The organism is Enterococcus sp. BWT-B8 (genome assembly GCF_020567625.1).
Taxonomy (GTDB): Bacteria; Bacillota; Bacilli; order Lactobacillales; family Enterococcaceae; genus Enterococcus_L.
On sequence record NZ_JAJDJV010000010.1, the window covers coordinates 41,303 to 61,972 of the forward strand.

General features: G+C 37.6%; 19 protein-coding genes. 3 read left to right on the forward strand and 16 right to left on the reverse strand.

What is annotated here, in order from left to right:
• Nucleotides 1-186: 186 nt before the first annotated feature.
• From LI951_RS10350 to LI951_RS10400, 11 genes are all read right to left on the reverse strand, one after another.
• Nucleotides 187-1,038, reverse strand: coding sequence for a DUF4357 domain-containing protein (locus LI951_RS10350; protein ID WP_229442086.1), 852 nt, complete (start codon nucleotides 1,036-1,038; stop codon nucleotides 187-189).
• Between the two features lie 719 nt (nucleotides 1,039-1,757).
• On the reverse strand, nucleotides 1,758-3,221 hold the full coding sequence (locus LI951_RS10355) for a DUF4153 domain-containing protein (RefSeq protein WP_229442087.1): 1,464 nt from the start codon (nucleotides 3,219-3,221) through the stop codon (nucleotides 1,758-1,760).
• A gap of 2 nt (nucleotides 3,222-3,223) precedes the next feature.
• Complete coding sequence (locus LI951_RS10360) at nucleotides 3,224-3,433, reverse strand: helix-turn-helix domain-containing protein (protein ID WP_202067021.1); 210 nt, start codon at nucleotides 3,431-3,433, stop codon at nucleotides 3,224-3,226.
• Nucleotides 3,433-3,882 (reverse strand): DUF2975 domain-containing protein, encoded by a 450-nt coding sequence (locus tag LI951_RS10365; protein WP_202067022.1) that lies wholly within the window; start codon nucleotides 3,880-3,882, stop codon nucleotides 3,433-3,435. Before LI951_RS10365 ends, LI951_RS10360 begins: the two co-directional genes overlap by 1 nt.
• Before the next feature lie 425 nt (nucleotides 3,883-4,307).
• Entirely contained in the window at nucleotides 4,308-4,613 is a 306-nt protein-coding gene (locus LI951_RS10370; protein ID WP_202067023.1) for a hypothetical protein, read from the reverse strand.
• A 62-nt stretch (nucleotides 4,614-4,675) separates the two neighbouring features.
• The gene (locus LI951_RS10375; protein WP_229442088.1) at nucleotides 4,676-5,815 is read right to left on the reverse strand and encodes a DUF3114 domain-containing protein; all 1,140 of its coding nucleotides are present in this window, start codon (nucleotides 5,813-5,815) and stop codon (nucleotides 4,676-4,678) included.
• Nucleotides 5,816-6,050: 235 nt separating this feature from the next.
• Nucleotides 6,051-7,112, reverse strand: coding sequence for a bifunctional glycosyltransferase family 2/GtrA family protein (locus tag LI951_RS10380; protein WP_229442089.1), 1,062 nt, complete (start codon nucleotides 7,110-7,112; stop codon nucleotides 6,051-6,053).
• 77 nt (nucleotides 7,113-7,189) lie between these two features.
• Entirely contained in the window at nucleotides 7,190-9,058 is a 1,869-nt protein-coding gene (locus LI951_RS10385; protein ID WP_229442090.1) for a DUF6077 domain-containing protein, read from the reverse strand.
• A gap of 706 nt (nucleotides 9,059-9,764) precedes the next feature.
• Nucleotides 9,765-10,085: a VOC family protein gene (locus LI951_RS10390; RefSeq protein WP_229442091.1), complete on the reverse strand. Its 321-nt coding sequence runs from the start codon at nucleotides 10,083-10,085 to the stop codon at nucleotides 9,765-9,767.
• Between the two features lie 65 nt (nucleotides 10,086-10,150).
• A complete protein-coding gene (locus tag LI951_RS10395) occupies nucleotides 10,151-11,752 on the reverse strand; it encodes an ABC transporter permease (protein ID WP_229442092.1) in 1,602 nt (533 codons plus the stop codon).
• A gap of 1 nt (nucleotide 11,753) precedes the next feature.
• Complete coding sequence (locus tag LI951_RS10400; RefSeq protein ID WP_229442093.1) at nucleotides 11,754-12,659, reverse strand: ABC transporter ATP-binding protein; 906 nt, start codon at nucleotides 12,657-12,659, stop codon at nucleotides 11,754-11,756.
• A 213-nt stretch (nucleotides 12,660-12,872) separates the two neighbouring features.
• Between LI951_RS10400 and LI951_RS10405 the strand changes: the two genes are divergently transcribed.
• The gene (locus LI951_RS10405) at nucleotides 12,873-13,469 is read left to right on the forward strand and encodes a TetR/AcrR family transcriptional regulator (RefSeq protein WP_229442094.1); all 597 of its coding nucleotides are present in this window, start codon (nucleotides 12,873-12,875) and stop codon (nucleotides 13,467-13,469) included.
• 601 nt (nucleotides 13,470-14,070) lie between these two features.
• Here LI951_RS10405 and LI951_RS10410 read toward each other — a convergent pair.
• From LI951_RS10410 to LI951_RS10430, 5 genes are all read right to left on the reverse strand, one after another.
• Nucleotides 14,071-14,730, reverse strand: a complete 660-nt coding sequence (locus tag LI951_RS10410) for a hypothetical protein (protein ID WP_229442095.1) — start codon at nucleotides 14,728-14,730, stop codon at nucleotides 14,071-14,073.
• A 157-nt stretch (nucleotides 14,731-14,887) separates the two neighbouring features.
• Nucleotides 14,888-15,808 carry an LCP family protein gene (locus tag LI951_RS10415; protein ID WP_202067026.1) on the reverse strand — a complete coding sequence of 307 codons (921 nt, stop codon included), beginning with the start codon at nucleotides 15,806-15,808 and terminating at the stop codon, nucleotides 14,888-14,890.
• 315 nt (nucleotides 15,809-16,123) lie between these two features.
• Nucleotides 16,124-16,795: a hypothetical protein gene (locus tag LI951_RS10420; protein ID WP_229442096.1), complete on the reverse strand. Its 672-nt coding sequence runs from the start codon at nucleotides 16,793-16,795 to the stop codon at nucleotides 16,124-16,126.
• Nucleotides 16,796-16,937: 142 nt separating this feature from the next.
• A complete protein-coding gene (locus LI951_RS10425; RefSeq protein ID WP_229442097.1) occupies nucleotides 16,938-17,672 on the reverse strand; it encodes an ABC transporter permease in 735 nt (244 codons plus the stop codon).
• Nucleotides 17,672-18,388 (reverse strand): ATP-binding cassette domain-containing protein, encoded by a 717-nt coding sequence (locus LI951_RS10430; RefSeq protein ID WP_202067029.1) that lies wholly within the window; start codon nucleotides 18,386-18,388, stop codon nucleotides 17,672-17,674. Before LI951_RS10430 ends, LI951_RS10425 begins: the two co-directional genes overlap by 1 nt.
• A 100-nt stretch (nucleotides 18,389-18,488) precedes the next feature.
• Between LI951_RS10430 and LI951_RS10435 the strand changes: the two genes are divergently transcribed.
• Together LI951_RS10435 and LI951_RS10440 are read left to right on the forward strand one after the other, a co-directional pair.
• Complete coding sequence (locus LI951_RS10435) at nucleotides 18,489-19,232, forward strand: polysaccharide deacetylase family protein (protein ID WP_229442098.1); 744 nt, start codon at nucleotides 18,489-18,491, stop codon at nucleotides 19,230-19,232.
• 4 nt (nucleotides 19,233-19,236) lie between these two features.
• On the forward strand, nucleotides 19,237-20,220 hold the full coding sequence (locus LI951_RS10440) for an ABC transporter substrate-binding protein (RefSeq protein ID WP_229442099.1): 984 nt from the start codon (nucleotides 19,237-19,239) through the stop codon (nucleotides 20,218-20,220).
• The last annotated feature ends 450 nt before the right edge of the window (nucleotides 20,221-20,670 follow it).

Below are 20,670 nucleotides of genomic sequence, written 5' to 3' on the forward strand. Positions count from 1 at the left end.
ATTATAGTTAAAATATAAACTATGCTATTCGATTATCTAATGACTAGAATCCGCTCCTATCATACGTTTCCGTGCATTAACTACTGTCATCTAAACAAAAAAAAGAGAGGTGTGATTGCGGCTCAATCATCCCTCTCTTTCTTTTGTTTCTTCATTATGAGAATGGTCAGTCACCGCTTGCTTTTATCAGTCAACTTTTGTCCATTCATCTATAGTTTTACCCGAGCTGTCCTTCATTTCAAGCCAGCCATTCGTTCCGCCATAATATAAAAACAGACCGGCTTCATTCACACTCTTTAAGACAACATCCTCCGTCGTTTTAAAATCCTTGATGGCTTCCTTGTGATCATCCCGCAATTTATCGCCAAATTTCATATCCATCCCAATAGATCCGTCTTTATTCAGTCTGCCTTCAGGCTTTAAAATGGCTCCGGCCTTAATCACCATTTCATTTCTTTTTTGCCAGAGAACAGTTGCTTTGCTTTCTCGTGAATCGACATAAAATTCGATTTGGCTGACTGCTTTGGTCCAACGGTGACTGGCTTTTGCAGGCTTCGCCTTTTTAACCTGCAAACTATAACCAAATTTTTCAAGTATCAGCAATACTTCATTTTTATATTCCGTCACTGCCTTTTTCTGATTAGCAGGCACCTTTACTTCTTCAGTCACCGGATCAACCAGCTTCAGCTTATTTTCTTTTGCTTCCGTAAGAAACAGCTGTTCCAGGTATAGCGGCTCAATTTCCCATGGCGGTGTAATGACAATTATTTTATTAAAATTAGAACTATCCAATGTATATGATTCACTTACTTTGCCAATGTAGTTTACTTTATTATCCTTTAAAAGAAAATAGACCGCTGGATGTGCCAAATTAATTGACTTATCTTCAGCATCTATGATGTTGATTTCTCCTTCGCGATCCTCAAATTGAATATTTATTTTCTTCTCATTAATCTTTACCTTCAAATTAACTTCCATAGCCAACTCCCCTTTTTTCATCAGTCTAAAGACAACAAATCTGCCAAACTTTTCAGTCATATCCTAAACTCTTTGTCTTTAAAAAGTATATAGTAACACAGCTGGAAGTACAAGGCAAAAGCTTTTGACAGTAAAAAAGAGAATATTCTCTGTCAAAAGATTCTGTCGATTTTTGAGATTATCGAAAAATCAACAACACTAAAGAAGCTCATTTTTTATGACATGGCCACATCTTTTGAATGCAGCAACTAACTTATCTATTCGTAATTTTTCTTCCGGATCAAGGGTACTCGCCCGATTTTTTGAAACCTGCAAAACATCAGAATACTGTTCTCTGAAGTTTTCCACCAATGGCGCCTGACAGTTGAAAAAGACAGCTATTTTGGCTTCACTGAAATAGTCAACTCTGATTAGAAAAATATTTCTAACAACAAAACCTGGCTAATTCCATTTTAGGTTCTCTACAACTACTTCTTCGGAAGCAATCTGTTCGACTGCTTGAAAGAACAGGTCACGTATTTATTATAATGATTTTTGATATTTAGGCTCATATTCTTTGAAAATACGCTTGCTTCTGTAATATCTATCTGTGACATAATTTTATTTCTTCTATCTATTATTTTAGCAGAAATGGAAATCAGATTAGCTCAAAACTATGTCCACTTTTAAAAAAGGAAATGCCGAAACATTTCCTTAAATGATTTTTCTCAAACAACACTATTTGACTTCGAGCCGAAAAAGCAGACACCTAAGCCTGAGATTTCCTCGCTTCCTTCTGTTTATTTATTAGTTTGCTTAATTAGCGCCAAACTTCTGCTTCGTTGTAAGTTACGCACCATTGAATCTTCTTCAATATTTTTTTTCACCCAAGCCAGATACCCTGACAGCTCTTCTTTCAGCTCCGGATCAGTTGTTTCATTATAAATTTTGACTGCCTTTGGAACTGCCTCTGCACCCAACACGTAGAAAACGCTAATATCCATTTCTGAAAGCTTCCCCTGTTGATATTTTTCATAATTATACGAAACAATATCATTTCCTGTATTCCTACAGCTGATTATCAAAAGACAAATACTCATAAAGACAAGAATGATCCGCATGTAGTTAAACTCTTTCCATAACGCCGCAATGAAAATACTGACACAAACAAACAGTGCAATCATAAACAAAGAAGTGTTAAAGCGTAAAACGGTCAGACCAAAGGAAGCAATATAAAGCTGCATTTTAGCAAATGCCAGAACAATCAATCCCAAGGTTTCTACGCCAATCAGACTTAAACCACTTTTAATCATCTTGGAGTTCCCGCTAAAGGCATTGATTGCCCAAAAAATGAAAACATTAATCACCGAAACCAGCAACAGCTGGAAAAACCCTTCTCTGGCATATGCAGATAACGTTGTGGATGCAGATTGAGTAAACTGAAAATAGCCCATTGCAGCTACACCAAAGAACAACAGATAGATAGCTGTAAAAATAAACAGAATCGTTAAAAACAGCACATCCGGTCCTTTTAGAAACGAAAGAGTGTGAGGCTTAACCGGACTTTTTTCTATATTTCGGTAAATGCATAAGAAAAGATAAATGCCTACAGGAACCGCGATGATAAATGTAATCAGATGTTCAATGACATTCATGGATATGCGATTGACAAATGAATTAAAAAAACGAGCAAACATGCTGTCAGCTCCGGTTAAGAGTGTCAAGACTATGACAGCTAAAGGGATTGACATAGCTATGCCAATCAACACATATTTTAGATTTTTGTGTTTTTTTCCTAATGATAGATAAGCTGTAATATCAGCTGTAAAATTTTTAAAAGACCGTACAATAAGTCCATCGATAAAATCAAATACAATGTAGCCATCCAACTTTCCATTCTTTCTGGTTCCTGAAAAAACTAAAATCAAATAGGCTAAATTTAAAACTAAAAAAATGAAATTTACTCCCATCAGAACAGTATTTTCAAATAATGAAAAAGATACCCCAAAAGCTAACGTGTAACCCATATAGCCGAAACACCGACGAGATATCTCCATGTCCTTGGCTCTGATATATGCGAGCAAGGTTCCGCAGAATAATACAGTAAATAATGTAATCCACAATCCACCATATCCCTTAAGCAATTGTAATGAAAAATAAGCAATAACAATACTTGCTATACTGAGCAGAATATCTTTGCTTTCGAATTTTGGCTGTTGTTCAATCCAGTTTTTCTGCTGTCTGTCTTCTTCATGTATTTCCATAATTATTCCTCCTCCTGATACTCCAATAGGTCTGCCGGCTGGCAATCCAAGGCTTTACATAATGCCTCCAACGTACTGAAACGTATTGCTTTTGCTTTATTATTTTTCAAAATTGAAAGATTTGCCGGCGTAATATTAATTTTCTCTGCCAGTTCGCCTGCACTCATCTTTCGTTTTGCCATCATGACATCAATATTTACTATGATTGCCATTAGATCGTAAAGTCATTTTCTTCTTTAATCAAACGTGCCTGACAGAACACATTTTTGATTATTCTAACAATAACACCGACAAAAGCAGCCACTCCGGCAACAAAAAACCAGGGGAAATAATAGCTGGAAGAAATCAGCAGGATTATTGCCTCCAAAAAACAAAGCCAGCTGGTGATACGCAGCAGCTTAATATTCTGCTCAGTAAATATCTTTTCCTTCTCAATATTTCGTATTAACTGATATAGAAAATACAGAATAACCAGCCCGATTCCCAGACAAAGCTCCAATGTCAGAATAAAGAAAAAGCGATTTGCTGATGACACCATCTGAGACGGAACGATGGCATCAATAAATGATGAGATAAAAATCATTACCATAAAAATTAGCATTGCTAAAACATAAATACACCAGGTTGACAGCTTGATTGACTGTTTATCCGTCCATTGCATCTTTTTCACTCCCCGCTTAAAGTAACTTTATGATACGAAATGATTTTTTGAACGTCAATATAAATTTATCGATAAACGATAAATTTATATTGTTTTTCAATCATCTATAGAAACAATCTGTTGACTTACCGGCGTTTCACCCTTAAAAAAATGAATCTTAAAAATGTTTAAAGATCTTTTAGCTGGCGGCCAAATAAAAAAACTGATATTCATTTAAAAGGAATATCAGCAGTGTTCTTCATTAAGTTTTAGTTGTCTATCTTTTCTTTCAACTGTAAACATTTCTTTAAATCCTACAACTGAGTTTCATAAAGCTGCTCTTTTTATACAAAAAAAATTATTTTTTTGGGATCAGGAATACGTCAAATAAAGTCTTTCAACTCAATAATAGAGCTAAAACTTTTCCAAGAATGGCAGGTTTCAGACTATTCATCCTTAATTGAAAGCTCTTCCCGATTCAGCTCAAATTCCTTTTCTAAGTAAAGACTTTCATTTTCCAAGCTGAATCCCCTTTTAAGTATAAGGCAGAGTGCGTGCACACACTTATAAATCAAAATACCTGTAAATAAACTGTATAGAACGAAATAGATCAGCTTTTTCAAGCTATAATCAAAAAAAATAGTTAAACTAACCTTGGAATCAAAATAGTTTTTCTGCAAAGTAAAAATAATAAACTGATAACCAAAATAATTCATGGCAAGAATACCAATACAGCTGACTATTGTTAGCATGATAAAGAGCTTTTTTCTATCTAAAATTACCCTATCCAATCGATAAAACGATCATCAGTTCTTCATTCTTCTTTTTTCAGTACTTTCTGAATACTACGGGCTGTTCGATAACATTCCTTGTATTTTTGAGGAAACGGCCACTTTCTTTTGGCCAGCTTGCGGAGATCGCTGTCAAACTTTTCTTGCCCGCTTGGCTTCATATCGTAATAATCATGAGCTCTTCTCCATGGAAGCCAATCAAAAAAGCCACGATCATAATTAAACGATTCAGTATCTGCGATTTCTTTCCCGACATGCCCTGTCAGATCATAATTTTCCGGATTACTGTCAATCAGCTCTTTCATTCGAGCAACAGTACTCTCCTTTGTCTCATCAAAAACCAGCTTTCCGCCTATTGTTTTCAACCGATTCCACTGAGAAACAAAACAGCCCGTTTCAACATTTAGAATAAACTCAGACAAACCGTTCGCCGTTTTTATTTTATCATTGGTTTGCTCATGGCGTCCTTCTCTTGATCGATATTTAGAGTTCATTGTTTTCCCACTCTGCCGAACACGATTGTGAAAACGGGAAGAATCTCGATAATTTAGTTTTTGTCCCGTTTGCTTTGAATAAGCCAGCAGTTTTTCATAATCTGTTTTCCCTTTAAAACTTGAGCGGATATAAAACAAATTTTGTCGGTCAAAATAATATCTGAGTTGATGGACACATTTTAATTCCTCCCAACTAATTGTTGGATGAGAGGCTGCAATCAAGCCTCCCGGATAACCAATTTTTACACAAGCTGCGAACTGTTCTAAAAATTCACTGTGCGGAGACATATCCAGATCAATCCTGCAGAGACCGCTGAGTTGAAGCATGCCATGCTCATCAAGACTTCTTCCCAGCTGGTCCAGTACCAGCCGAACCTTTTCACGAGGAGCAAGTTGGGAATGCTTAAACAAATGAAAATAAACAGAGGAACCTACCAAATGAATCCCTTCTTCACTTGTCACCAGTATTTCTTCTGCGGACTTCTCAAGATATTCCAGCTGTTCTTCCACATAAGCTACGTAAGCTTCACAGGCAGCGGCATCCCAGCCTAAATGTCGACAGTACTCCTGCTGCTTTGATACTATCAGTGCCTCTTTTTCAGATAGCGTTCTATTTAATTGACTGTTTGCAGACGAAATATCTTGTTCAAATAAACTGATTTTCCTCACCTGCCTTATTGATTTTCCTTATTATCAGATTGCTTTCTCAATAGTGCTCTTTCTTTAAAATTATACCATCCAAATGAATCTGCTTCTAAAAATTATGTTTTTCACTTCAAATCTCGCCAATAAAATAGGAGCACCTTATTTTCTCTTAGAACCACAAATAACTCTATTTTCAACACTAATAACTTGCGCTGAAAATAGAGTTCCATAAAAAATAATTCCTAATTGTTGTCACGTTTTACTTTTTCTTAAAAACCCAATTACGCTGTATTTGAAAGCTGATTAAGAACAGTATTGCATCTACAACAATCTTTATACCTGTTACATTAATGTTCAACTGATTGAACAAAAACTCAGTGGCGAAAGAGGATATAAGTATTTGTACTATACATAAAATAATGTACTTAACCAAAGCAGAATGATTTTCATCTCCAGCTTTAAAAACTTTGGTCTTATTGATTTGATAATTAAATAAAGAAGAAATTGCCCGAGCCAAATAAGCTGAATACAAAATATAATGTTCGCTGGCTCCTGATAACAATCCTGTAAAAAGAGTAAATAAAATGATATCTATCAAAAATGAAGAAACAGATGAAAAGATAAACTTGACAAATAAGGAGTATATTCTCAACGAATCCTTCAACGGATTGAAATGAGAAGTCGCATTTTCTTCAATATAGATCGTCTGAATGGGAATCTCGACAATGGGGATATTCCTCTCTCTTGTTTCAAGAATCATATTCATCTCATATTCAAACCGCTCACCATCCACTGTTAAAAAAATTTTCATCAGCTCTCTGGAAATTCCGCGCAATCCCGTCTGTGTATCTGTAAGCTGAATACCGCAAAACATTTTAAGTACTTTGCACGTCATAATATTGCCAAACCTGCTCCTAAAAGGGATTTCACTTGTTTCTTTTGAAAAATTCCTGCACCCCATAATCAAGGCATGTTCATTTTTAATAGAAGCCTGATAACATTTTTCAATATCCTCAATTCGGTGCTGCCCATCAGAATCAACAGCCACCACACTTTTTATTTTCGGATATTCATTTAATATATGGTTAAATGCTGTTTTTAGAGCCCGACCTTTCCCCAAATTTACATAGTGTGTCAAAAGGCTGCTCTCATATTCTGTTACTGCCTTTTGATAATAGCTTAGGTAGCTTTCATTACTGCCATCATTGATAACAAATATGTTATTAAAACCTGATTCTTTCAGATCTTTAAGTAGACAAAGAAATTTATTATCAGGTTCCAATGAAGGGATAATTATTCCAACACAATCTTTTGAATTCATTTTGTACACCTTTCCTGTTGCTCGATAAAAGCTGACGTTATAAGAAAACTAGATAGATTTTATCCAACAAGTAATGATTAATCTCTTCTGCTGTACATAAGATACTCTTCACTCTTGTCAACAATATGCCAATTATTATTTTCTAATATATAACGGCTTTCAGTATGATTATTTTCCAGAACGACATAATCAACGGAATATTTTTTTAATAGTGCTAAAGTTTTTTCTTCTTCACTCGAAAGTCCACGTGAAAAATCCATAAGTGCAATCCGTTCTGTTCCTTCCTCTTCTTTGTCCCTATATACAAATAAATCTAAAATATACTGATGTCTGGAGTAAATAAGCTCAATTTGATCATATTTTTGTCTGAAAGTAGTTGCAAATTCATCTGTTCCAAGAATAACCGGATGATCTTTTTCTTCAATAGCCCGATTGCCAAATTGCATTACTTCTGTCGGAAGTCGTTCTACATTATTTGCACGTACAAAATTATTTTCCTTTAAGAACATCCATTGCCCAGGTAGTGCTATGATAACACAGCTGACAAGGAGCCCTATAAAACCGGATTTGAAATAACCGGCTATCAGAACTAACGTATAACTGACAGCAAGTCCTACAGGAATCAACCAGAAAACACGCCAGAAAGAAGGAACCTTCGTTAGTGTTTCAGCAACCAATTTCCCGGTTAGCGGATTCCATACGCCAATAAACAAAATAATTGGTGTAAGTACGAAACTAATTTTAGCTCTAGTATTCCCAATTGCAAGAATGATGAAGACAGCTAAAATATATATATAAAAGTACAACATACCACTTCCAAAAAAACTCTTAAACGTTGCAAAAACAAAATTATCAGCTGCTTCTGAAGCCGCCTCCAACTGTCCACTGAATTGTCTAGCTCTTAAATAAACCAGCAAAGTAAAAAACAGCACTGTAATAACTGCCGGGAATGCATGGAGCAGCAACTTAGCTTTTCGTTTGTAGATAGCCAGTGCCAAAAGCATTGCTGCAAGCTGAAAACCTAAAACATATAAGCTTGTAGGATTTAATCCTGCACCTGCCAATATACAAGCAAAAAGTAAAACAAATAATTTATTCTCCGTCTTTTCAACAGTTTGGTCCAACTCTTTTTTGTGAGAAACACAGCTCAACAATAACCCCATCATAACAGGAAGTACAATATGCAGATAAACTGCTTTACCTTGCCAAATTCTGGACAGTAAAAAACTCCCCTGTGAAAAAACTTCATACCCTCCCATTAAGTGAAATACAGAAAGCAGAATATAAAAATAATTACCTTTTCTTTCATCACCATCAAATAGAATTCTGCCTAAAAAAAGATAGGCAGATGCGGAGACAACAAGCAGCCAGGGAACCAACACAAAATGCAGCATCGTTGCCCCGTCAATCTGCAACAGCTTACAAAAAAATGCCATGTATGCTTCCCATATTTCAAAGTCGTACATTGGAACAGTCCCCAAAAGTGGATTTCCGAAGCTCCCATCATAGAGATTAAGATTTTGACTGTTTTGAAAAAGAGTCACATTGCTTACATAAAATGAATCATCTGCATCTGAGCGATACATAATAAACAACAGGGTAATTTGAAAAAGCAGAATTCCTAAAACAATCAAACCAGACCATTCAATTTTTCTCTTTTCAGCTTTATATGCTTCCCTGGATATTCCCAAAATAATACCAAAAAATGAAATAAAAATAACCTGTAAAATAAAAGCTGACATCGGCCATCTAAATGCCACAAAAAACCAGCCGAACAATTGAATAAGTGCCATATGAAAAACAAACCCTATACTTAAGCGTTCTATTCTCACCGCATTAATCCCAAATCGTCTGCATACTCCCGAACCTGTCATATACATAATCACTGTCATCATTAGATAAAATAAAATCATCTTTCCAATAAGCAAAACATTTAATCCTGACAAGCTGATACCCCCATTAATACCTGATCAAGAACAATAAAAATATCTAAAACAAGTTCCTGTATTTTCAACGATAACTCTGTTTATTTTACATCAAGATGTACATACAGGTCAATTCGACTAGATAGTAAAATAATCATTAAATAAATCTAGGGCGTGTCTGAAACGTTAGTGGAATTCAAATTTTTCAGTGATTTTTGTGGAAATCAAGGAAGAAAACACAGCTTATGTGGGTTATAAGCGAGTATTTATGACGAGGAGTTTGATAAAAATCATCAAAATATTCGCCGCTTGAGTTTTCAGACACACCCTAATATAACTGAAAAAAATAGACAAAGAGCTACTGCACAAAATTAAAAATTCTAATTCACTTAACAAATACTCTATATACTATAATATACGAAAAAATTGATGTTCCTCGTCAATTATTGAAGCAAACTTATTCTGATTCCTGAAGCTGTCATTATTTTAAATCTTTTGGAGGTAGACTCAATTATTCCAGTACTTATTTCTTTTTACTAAATAAAGATGGAACAGAAGTATCAGCCTTCCATTCCATCTCCTCTCATTATGCTTCCTTATGAATTCTACGAAGCTTGCTACTATCCTCTCATACATAGCAAGGGTAGTTTTATAGGCCTTTTCAGGGTCTCGTGAATCAAACAGGTCGTCCATGTTCTCCGTTACTGTCTGCCAGGCAACACCGAATTTATCCAGCATCCAGCCGCAGGGATGGATACTCTTCTCCCTCAGAAATAATTCGATTCCATAATCGGCCTATTTCATCCTGATCTTTGCAGTATACATAAAACGAATTGCCCAAAGAAAAAGTAAAGTTGTGCGGAATTGTACTATCCATAATATAAAAGATTTGATCAAAGAGATTAAATTTTGCTAACTGCATTTTCCCTTCTTCATCTGGAAGATCAAAGATAATTTCTCCATTACCAAAAGTTTCGATCCAGTCATTCATTGCTTCTCTTGATTTTCCGTATAGATCATTTACAAAGAAAAAACTTGGTATAATCATCTGAGGTTCCTCTCCAATTTTCAGCCAGAAGCAGCTGCCTGACTGGAAGAAAGGTTTTATTTTCATTATCCCAGAATATCCCTTTCACGATAGCCATAAAACCCGATCAAGGAAAAGACAACAGCAATACCGCTAATAATCAGCAGCGGCTGCCAGCTAAACGAATCCACCGGAAGACGCGGAATATAGCTGAATACGGAAATGTTTTTCAGCCAGTCCGGTACATCTAAAAGATTGCCAAAGTAATCAACAAAAAATGAAAAGCCCAGATACACCCACACCAAACTGCTCCAACCCGGCAAATAGCCGACCAAAATGGCACTTAGAGACAACACAAACCAGATAGCCGGTAAATAAACAAACCCTGATTTCATCATTACTGCCAGCGAAATCGGCTGAGCCATCACACTGCTGGATGCAAAATACAGCCCTATTATTCCGGTCAGAATCATCAAAGCAGCTGTGAAGAAGCCAAGAATAAAATAGGAGCCTAACAACTGAAATCTATTGACTTCCTTGGACAGCAGCTGTTCCATCCGTCCCTTCTTTTCCTCCCCATAGATTTTCAGAAGAATAGATACAACAGGAATGGTACTTAAAATAGATAAAATAACCATCAAAACAGTCATAAACTGTTCCGTTAAAGAATAATTGCTGTCCTTGGGCAAAAGCAGCACCAGCATATCATTTGATTTAAAGAAGCTTTCCAGATCTCCAAAGAAAGAACCATAACTGGCACCTGCAATAAACAATACGGCCAGCCAGCTGATCAATATTGTTTTTATCAAGCGGAAGCTCAAGCCTAATGGCGTTCTTAATAAACGTCCGGCATGATTGCGACCTTTTCTCTGAGGAATGAAGCCGGAACCCAAATCTCTAATACTGTTCAAGTAGAGGCTGACTGCGAAAAAGCAGCCTGCAGCAACAATACTTAATAGTACCGGAAACCAGAAATCATTTACGAAGACTTCCGTCTTATAAGGCCAAGCTGCTGGTGAAACCCAGGACAGCGATTCATTTTTTAAATCCGTAAAGCCCCTGAAAAGGTAGGCAATTCCTAAAAAGCTGAGAGAAAAACCGATTGTTCCCCGATTTGTTTCAGTTAACTGAGCAAAAATCGCCGCTGCTCCTGAAAACACCAGAGCTGTCCCGCCCAAAGCTGCACCATATAAAAGCGAGGAGCTTATCGGCATCGTTTCAATCCCTAAAATACCGACACCCACCCCATTTGTCACAGCAATCAGCAAACTAATCAGCAGCATCTCAACCATCACCGCAATCAACGGTGCCAGTCGACCAACAGCCAACGCACGAATCATTTCAAGCTGTCCATCCTCCTCATCTCCCCTGGTATGGCGTGCTGTCAGTAAGATTGTCATTACTGCAGCAGTCAGTGCCATGAATAAAGTCATTTCATGTCCAAACATTGCACCTAGGGTATAGTTGTCCAGACTGGAGCTTGGACCAATCATGGCAATCATTGCCGGGTTTCTCACTGTCTCTGCCATTATCTGACGTTCTTCAGCAGTTGGAAACAACTCAGAAAATGCCCTCGCTACAATGATTGACATCCCAGCAATTCCCAATATCCAAAATAAAATCTGCCAGCGGTCTCTGCGGAGATTCAGTCTTAATAATCTAAGCCATCCGGAAAAATAGATATCCATTTTAATAATCTCCTTCCAGATTCCCTTTTTTATCCTCATAATGCCTCATAAAAAGATCTTCCAGTGTTGGCGGTGTACTTTCCAATTTCAGGACTGTAAAAGGGGACAAATATTGAATAACACCGCTGAGCTTTTCTGTATCTACCTGAAAACTGAACGCTGTGTCTGTCCCGGTAAAATCATGAACTCCTTCCTGCTGCTCCAGATCAGGTACAGGTAATTTAGTTGCAACAGTCAGCAAAGTACGAGTCAAGTGACGCATCTCTTTCAGTGAACCTGTTTCAATAATTTTTCCTTCTCTGATAATCGTAATACGGTCGCAAAGCTTCTCCACTTCGGATAAAATATGGCTGGAAAGCAGAACTGTTTTCCCTTGCGCTTTAGCTTCCTCCACATACTCCTGAAACACTCTTTCCATTAAAGGATCTAGCCCTGAGGTTGGTTCATCCAGTATAAACAGTTCTGCATTACTTGCGAAAGCAGCGATCAGTGCAATTTTTTGCCGATTCCCCTTTGAATACGTACGACATTTTTTTGTCGGATCTAAATCAAAACGACGAATCAGCTCATCCCGTTTCTCAATAGCCGGACTGCCTTGCAGCGACATAAACAGATCAATGACTTCACCGCCAGTCAGATTTGGCCAGAGATTAACATCTCCCGGTACATAAGCAATTCTTTTATGGATTTCAACAGTGTCCTTCCATGAATCCATCCCGAAGACCTTTGCTTCTCCTGAGGTTGCTTTTAAAACTCCTAACAACGTTTTAATTGTTGTCGATTTCCCAGCTCCGTTAGGTCCAATAAAGCCCAAAATTTCTCCTTTTCTTACAGTTAAATCAATTGATTTCAATGCTTCAAAGCGTCCAAATTTTTTTGTTACACCTGACAACTCAATGATATTCATTTTATTCCTCCTGTATCTTCAAGTATTTATATCGACTTATTTATTTTCTTAATTATGAATTATTACCAAAATTATAATTCATAATATACGCTCTTTGCTTTTTTATAGCAAGAGCTTTTCTATTCAACACGTTGAAATAATTCAAAAAATATCCTATATTAAAATAGCAAACAGAAACTATCGAGGATTTTCAAAGAGGAGCTGAAAAGACACATGAATGGTTTTGAACGGAGAAGAAAAGAAAAAGAACAAAACATTCTTCAGGCAGCTCTGGATTTATTTATGAAAAATGGGATTAAGAACACTTCCGTACAAGCCATCGCTGCTTCGGCAAAGGTTTCACCTGTCACCATCTTTAACTATTTCGATGCAAAAGAAAACCTGCTTATTGAGTCATGTACTCTCTACTTTAATAAAACATATAATGATTTTTTTCAAATAATCCATTCTGACAAAAGCTTCGAAGAAAAGATGCAGTACCTGATATTCACTAAAAGCCAATTATCAAAAGACATCCATCCCGAATTTTATGAATTTATTATGCTGAAGTTCAGTGAGTCTGATAATCCGTATATGAAGAATTTTTTGACAAAAGGAATAACCATGTACCAGACATTATTTGATCAAGGAAAAGAAGAAGGCGTTGTCAACAAAGATATTTCTGATCAGGCATTGCTGATTTATATGCAGCTGCTTTCAACCTCGATGCAAAATGAAGACATCTATAAAGCTATACTGCCATTTACCGATGAAATTACAGCTATTTTCTTATATGGAATTTATGGAAAAAGAGACGAAACAACAAACTGATTAAATAGTTTGCTGTTTCGTCTCTTTTTCAGGTTCCATTTATTTGTTCTTAAAAGTTATTACAAGCAGCTTTCCAGAAGTAAAAAATCATTGAAAGAAAAGGTGTGTCTGATCCCTTGGAAAATATGGTACTCCACCAAAAGATGAACTCCTGATGACCATTGGTGCTGTCACCATCATACTCTTAACCCTGCTGGTACTATACCTGTAAAACAAAAACTGAAGGATCTGTGAAAGTGAGGCAGAAAAAAAGTTCCAAACTCTCTTCATATCTACCCTCGAATAAACGGAGGTACAAAAGCAAAAATTCTTTTTGCGACGAGTAACCGCAGGAGCAGTTCCTTCACCGAGTAGGTAACAGGACTTCATCTACTCTGCTAAAGCAATCCTAGTGAAGACTGTCAACTCTCGTATGTTTCATACGCAGAAGTTGAGGTGATCGAAGCGCAGCGCAGTGTATTAATTCACAGCTATTCATTCTATGACTAGTGTTCCTTGACTATTTTCGGATATTCCTTCTTATATTCTCGGAGCTGATCGCTTTTGTCCCAACCTCACGACCTCTCTATTTATTTAACCTTTATGTTTGCTTTAGTCAGCCTCAATTTATAAATGTTTCAATCTTCTTTTGCGGCCAGCTCAGCTCATCTGAACCACTCAAAACATCCGGTACTGTCAATCGTTGTGTTTTCCCTTTATCTGTTTCCCTGTATGCTTTAAAAAATTTCAGCAGCGTCGGCAGTTTCATATTGGTTGTGACGCTTTTATTCAGCTCATTAAATTTTTTAGGGATTGCAGTTATCCGCTTATCCCCCACCAGCTCATTCTTTATTAATCTCAATACATGTTCCTGTCGTTCAAAAATCCCCAGCTGATTTGGAGCATCCAACTGATAGCTGATAAAATCAGTCAATGCTGCCTTAGTTACATGCTGTTTGCCCTTTTCGAAATATCGATCACTTGCAGTATAGGTAAACGTTGCAGGATTGTTAATCACAAGCTCCTGTTTATTTTTAAAGAGAAAATCAAGAACTCTTTCCTTATCAGCGATTACGAAATTTTCTATTTTAAGCTGTACGGCTGTTTCGAAAAAATCAATAAATGCTGTGGTAGAAAGCAGCCTATATTTCTGCGAAAGTGTCTCACCACTCTGATACTGTACCTCAGGCGAAAACCGAAGCAGTTTTTTCTTTCCATCTTTCAACAGATATAAATAAAAGGTCGTATTCATTCCATCTTCAAAAATAAACAACATATTCATGCCTTGGTTCACTCCACTTCTTTATTTAACAGGACAGCATACTCATCTGTCTGTCAGCAACTAAAAATGACCCGTCCATTTAGTTGTCTAGGACCGGGTCATTACTTCTACTCATAGTAAATTCATCAAACATTGATTCAACATCACTCAAATAAGCTTACAGACCAAGCTGTTCTTTCAGTTCAGTTTGTACACGCGTCATTTCTTCAGAAGAAATCCCCTGATAGGAAACACCATCCTGCATAAAGCCTTCGCCTTTCAACTGATCCTGTTTAATGGCACCTAATGCCGAACGATAATTTAGAGCCAACGTTTTCATATCATCAAAGCTCATATCAGTTTTCACGTGTTCGCCAACTGCGTCCAGTACTTCCTTGTATTTAGCCGCTCCTGAAAATGTCAGCAGCTTTCTGGCAAGTCCGTCAACAATCTTTCTTTGACGTTCCTGTCTGCCGTAATCCCCATTGGGATCTTCATAACGCATCCGTGAGTAAGAAAGAGCCTTCTCTCCATCTAATTCCACTTGTCCAACTTTGAAGTCGTAGCCATCCTGACTAAAATCCAGGGTATTGCTTACAGTAATCCCGCCAACTGCATCTACCAGCTCTTTCAATCCCTGCATATTTATGGAGATATAATGGTCTACAGGAATATCCAGCATTTTCTGCACCGTATCCATTGACATGGACGCTCCGCCAAAAGCGTAGGCATGATTAATCTTATCTTGTGTTCCGTAACCTACAATTTCTGTATATGTATCTCTGGCAATACTGACAATGGTTGTCTGTTGTTTTTCAGGACTAACAGTAGCAATCATCATCGTATCTGATCTTCCCTGCTCCACACGACCTAAGTCACCAGTATCAATTCCCATTAAAAGAACTGAAAAAGCATCCTGCTCCTGAATACTGACTTCTTCCTCACGTAAAGGTTCAGCCTGCCTCTCAACTGTTTCATAGGTTTTTGATACAGTTTTTGAAATATCATTATATACTTTGGCACTCAGAGCAATTGTACCCACTACGATAACCGCAAGTACACTTAACACAACTAATAGAATTTTTTTTCCTCTTGACAATTCATGACCTCCTAGTCTTGAATAAAAATTTCATTAAAATAAAAGTGATAGAAGATATCTTTTTAAATTTTACTTTGTAATTCTTTTTAAAGCAACTGTTATTTCAATCTATTATAAGTATCTTAAGACACTACTCTATCCTAACATCCATAGAAATAAGCTGACAAAACTTAAAGGATTGTAAAGCGGACTACTTGTAAACCAATATCCTTTTTTTACTGTCAAAAAAACAAACGCACGGACTTATCTCTTGCCAGCCTTGATTTTATCTTGCTTCTTTCCCTCAGCTCTGTAAACAAAACCAACAGTCATTTACTAAGGTAAATATTCCAGCATAACATCTTCTTGTCCCGACGCTGCATTTCCAGCATAATTTGGTGTTGCCAAAGACAGCCCGCCGCCGCTATTGGTAAAGACATACAGATTTCCCTGATCCAGCCCGCCGTATGCACTGGCCAGATACTCCAATATAATCTCTGAATTTACAGAAACTGTGCGGATTTCATTTGTACCTGCCGAGAAAACACGAATCGATTTGGTGGGTATTTGGCGATACGAAGCTGTGTACATAATAATGTTAGAGCTCGGCTGATTAAAGCTCATTGTGACTACCCCATTCGATTCAGTAATGAATGACAGGTCAATATTATTTGGCGTGTTCATACCATTCGTTGAAAATCTTCCGATAGTTGCCAAATCTGTTAAAGAAACCATATAGGGATACTGGCTTTTATCCGCTGCTTCTTGAACTGGTTCTGCAGAAACATCTGTTGAAGCTGCTGTTGTTTCCTGAGAACTGCTGCTGGTTTCCTCTGTCGCTTTCTCTTTTTCTTCGAGCTTTCTTTCTTTTAAAAGTACAGCAAGCTTGTCCACAAACAAGCCAAATTCTTCTGCCTCTGCCTGTTTCTTCCTTTCCTGCTGAGGCAATTCAGAACATCCTGCAAGTAAAATGGTCAGACCAGCAACCAGTAAAATTTTCTTTTTCATCCCTTTTTCCAGCCTCTTCCTTTTATGTCTATAAAGCAATTCTTTTCTTTGTCCATTGTAGCATGCGGACAGAACACTTCTCAACATCATTTCTCTTAATTGAAAAGCTTGGTATACAGGAGGTTATTTAATTTGTATTAACTCATTTATAGTTGCAAAATCGCTTTTCGAGCGTATCAAACAAACTGAAAATCAAATAACCTGCCAGTCCAATCATCAGGATACCTGCAAACATTTCTTCATAATCCATCTTGGACCACGCGCTCAAAATCAGATAGCCCAATCCATAGACAGTGTTGTAATTTTCGGCGAAAAACAATGATGCCAGAGAAATTCCCGTACTTACCCTTAAACTTGCCAGCAGACCCGGCAGTAATGCCGGAAGAATCAGGAATCGAACAGTTTGGAGTCGGCTGCTGTTATAGTTGGACATCACCCGATAATAATTTTTCGGGATATTGTTAACACTGTCCCGAATAGAAACAGTAACCTGAATGGAAATAATTGCGACAATTAATAGGATCTTTGAAAGATTCCCCAAACCAAAAAAGATCATAAACACAGGTAAGAACGCAACCTTTGGCAAGGGATAAAGAAAATAAATCAAGGGACCAAATAAGCACGCTATCCACTTGCTTCGACTTAGTAACATCCCTAAAGGAAGACCGATTATCAGAGAAAAAACAAGTGCTGCACCAATTCTCAAAACACTCGCCCCAGCATGAAGCAGAAGGTCAGTTTTCATCAGCCAAGCTCTTTGGAATGTCCCTAAAGGAGCAGGGACCGCCCGATTCTCTGTTATAAATGTTAACAGCTGCCATAATAAAATGAGAGAAAGAAAACCAACAAAAAAGGAAACAATCTTTTGTTTTTTCATCAATGGCCTCCTTTCAGAATATTTCTAAGTAAAATACAAAATTTATAAAATTCGACTGATTCACGACGCTCATCAAAAGAAAATATTGGATTTTCGTAACTAATCACAGAGCCGCCGCCCATGATCAAAATGGTTTCTCCCAGATACGCTGCTTCTTCAATGTCATGTGTGACAGTAATCACTGTATTCTGCCGTTTTCTTTGCTCAGATAATATAAACTCCTGTGCTCGTTCCTTTGTTTCCTGATCCAAAGATGAGGTTGGTTCATCCAGCAGCAGAAAGTCAGGTTCTGTAATCAGCCCTCGGGCCATGGCAACCCGCTGCTGCTGACCACCGCTGAGTTCATCAGGAAACTTGGCTGACAACTCTGACAATTCCAGTTCCTCCAATAACTGACAAATTTTAGTTTGACAACTGTCTTTTTCCTCTTTCCGGATCTTCAGAGGCATTTCGACTGCCTGATAAACCGTTTGCCAAGGAAAAAGCTGTAAATCCTGAAAGACAATTTCCACTTGCCGTTGTGATGTTTGTTCATAACTGATCTTGCCGGAAACCGGCAGCTGAAATCCTTTCAGCAAAGCCAGCAGCGTACTTTTCCCTACCCCAGAACGTCCCAACAGCACGTAGGTTTTCCCTTTTTCAAAAGAAACGTTCATACCAGAAATAATATTTTTTTCTTCATAGCTGAAAGATACTTCTTCCAAATTGATTCTCATACCCCAACCTCCTTTTGTGCATAGTTACACAACTGTTTTTCACTGATTCTATGTTATACTGTTATCTGAATTATTTTGAAGAAAGTCAGGTGAAACTCCAGTGTTCAGAACACTTGTATTCCACGAAGTTCGCCCTCAGAAAGAACTGAACGGCCGGCAAAGACCCATTGCTGTCAGTGACGGTTACGAGGACTCCTTACCTTTACCGTTATTTGATAGTTTACCTCTTTTTGAAGAACAAATAAACTATCTGAAGGATGCGGGTTACCATTCATTAAGTATTGGCGAAGTTCAAGGCTTCTATGAAAAAAAACTTCTATTACCGGAAAAATCGGTTCTACTCACATTCGATGACTGCTATCAGTCGATAAAAGAATACGCCTATCCAGTCCTGAAAAAAGCTGGCTGGAAAGCCGCAGCATTTGTCGTCTCCGGCTGGCTATTTGACGAACCGTCTGCCTATGATCCAAACAGCTCCCGAGTATTGAGCACAGCAGAGCTGGAAGAGATGCGGGATGTTTTTGAGTACGTCAATCATACCAGTCATTTTCACCGGAGAAAAGGAACAACAATGTCCTCTGCTATGTGGGAAACAACGGAAAACTTTAAACAGGATTTGTACGACTGTAATCAGTTTGTTGATATCAAAGATGCGTTTGCCTATCCTTTTGGCTTGTATGACCAACGAACAATCGACACATTAAAAGAAATGAGCTTTAAACTGGCATTTACAACGAAGCCGGGGGTCAATACAAAAGACACCCATCCGTTGGAACTGCATCGAGATATCATCCCTTATTCATTACCAATAGAACAATTTAAAAATTTGATGGAAGAGGTATAGGGATATGAAAAAAATTTTAGGAACAGCAACAGTTCTTTTATTCACTATGGCAGGCTTGGCAGCTTGCGGAAATAATACAAATGATTCAGAAAATTCAGCAGATAGTTCCACCGTGGAAAGTAAGGCAGCTGCGGTTACTGATCAAACCTTAAATATCGGTATTTTACCAGCTGAATCAGCCATTCCCATTATTTTAGCCAAAGAACAGGGCTTTTTTAACGAACTAGGATTAAATGTAGCAATCAAAGCCTTTACCGCACCAACAGACCGTAATGTTGCAATCCAGTCTAAAGAACTGGATGGAACGATCAGCGATGTCATGACCGAGGCAACATTTAAAAAGAACGGAATTGATATGACTATTACATCAGATATTTTGGAAGACTTTAAAATTTTGGCTTCCCCAAAATCAGGTATTACTGAGATGAAAGAGCTAGATGGAAAAAAAGTTACCCTAGTTCCCAACTTTATTTTAGAATACATTATGGATGAGTTTGCTCATGAAGATGATTTCACCTATGAAGTAGTTGATATTCCCTCCTTCTCTGCCCGTTCTGAAGCACTTCTAAACAATCAGGTGGACGGCGCTGTTTATACAGAACCACAGGCAAGCATGCTGGCACAGGAAGGCGCGATCGTTTTGGGCAGTTCTAAAGATCAAGGGATCAAGGGCGGCACTATTCAATTTATGGATTCCGTATTAGCTGATCGACCTCAAGATGTCGCTGCATTCTACAGAGCCTACAATCAGGCAATTGACTACATGAATGAGCATAAAGCTTCAGAATATGCAGATATTCTAACTAACTATCAATTTCCGGATGCAATGAGCAACTATCTGGATAATCAGACGGACAGCTATCCATATGCTCAGGCTGTTCCTGAAGATCAGTTTGAAACCATCATCACATGGACCAAAGAAAAAGGGCAAATAGATAAAGCATATACTTATGAAGAACTAACCGATTTTAGCTATTTGAGTAAATAGGTGTCTAAAGCAGTAACACAGGAGAGGATAGCAGGGTTTTGTGTTGAGCTCAACAAATCTAACTTTTTGAGGCTACTACATTCAAATCTCCTGCTGTTCTTTTTTTAAGATGATCATACTTCATTCAATAAATTATTCTACTCACCCTTCATCAACAGCTTAAGTACAAATTGTTCCAGATAGCCGGCGCTTTCACTGCAATAACCTTTATGGAAGAGCGGACCCATTGTTTTCTTTTGAGTTCCCCTTTTTTAAATTATATACAATCAAAACGCTCACAGTCTTTTGCAGAATTTTTGCAAAACAGCCAAAGCTGCATACAGGCGAGATACCATTCGAAGGCTTCGAAGAAAAGAATCAGATCATAGCCCACTAACTCGCTGATTTTTCTGATTCAATACTTTACTGTATTTTTACGGATAAACAGATATTCGTCGTATCGTTGAATAT

Excerpts from the sequence above, each read along its gene's own strand:
- LI951_RS10350 (WP_229442086.1), bottom strand. The coding sequence starts at position 1,038 with ATGACTGAAAAGTTTGGCAGATTTGTTGTCTTTAGACTGATGAAAAAA.
- LI951_RS10355 (WP_229442087.1), bottom strand. The coding sequence starts at position 3,221 with ATGGAAATACATGAAGAAGACAGACAGCAGAAAAACTGGATTGAACAA.
- LI951_RS10360 (WP_202067021.1), bottom strand. The coding sequence starts at position 3,433 with ATGGCAATCATAGTAAATATTGATGTCATGATGGCAAAACGAAAGATG.
- LI951_RS10365 (WP_202067022.1), bottom strand. The coding sequence starts at position 3,882 with ATGCAATGGACGGATAAACAGTCAATCAAGCTGTCAACCTGGTGTATT.
- LI951_RS10370 (WP_202067023.1), bottom strand. The coding sequence starts at position 4,613 with ATGCTAACAATAGTCAGCTGTATTGGTATTCTTGCCATGAATTATTTT.
- LI951_RS10380 (WP_229442089.1), bottom strand. The coding sequence starts at position 7,112 with ATGAATTCAAAAGATTGTGTTGGAATAATTATCCCTTCATTGGAACCT.
- LI951_RS10390 (WP_229442091.1), bottom strand. The coding sequence starts at position 10,085 with ATGATTATACCAAGTTTTTTCTTTGTAAATGATCTATACGGAAAATCA.
- LI951_RS10395 (WP_229442092.1), bottom strand. The coding sequence starts at position 11,752 with ATGGATATCTATTTTTCCGGATGGCTTAGATTATTAAGACTGAATCTC.
- LI951_RS10400 (WP_229442093.1), bottom strand. The coding sequence starts at position 12,659 with ATGAATATCATTGAGTTGTCAGGTGTAACAAAAAAATTTGGACGCTTT.
- LI951_RS10405 (WP_229442094.1), top strand. The coding sequence starts at position 12,873 with ATGAATGGTTTTGAACGGAGAAGAAAAGAAAAAGAACAAAACATTCTT.
- LI951_RS10410 (WP_229442095.1), bottom strand. The coding sequence starts at position 14,730 with ATGAATATGTTGTTTATTTTTGAAGATGGAATGAATACGACCTTTTAT.
- LI951_RS10420 (WP_229442096.1), bottom strand. The coding sequence starts at position 16,795 with ATGAAAAAGAAAATTTTACTGGTTGCTGGTCTGACCATTTTACTTGCA.
- LI951_RS10425 (WP_229442097.1), bottom strand. The coding sequence starts at position 17,672 with ATGAAAAAACAAAAGATTGTTTCCTTTTTTGTTGGTTTTCTTTCTCTC.
- LI951_RS10430 (WP_202067029.1), bottom strand. The coding sequence starts at position 18,388 with ATGAGAATCAATTTGGAAGAAGTATCTTTCAGCTATGAAGAAAAAAAT.
- LI951_RS10440 (WP_229442099.1), top strand. The coding sequence starts at position 19,237 with ATGAAAAAAATTTTAGGAACAGCAACAGTTCTTTTATTCACTATGGCA.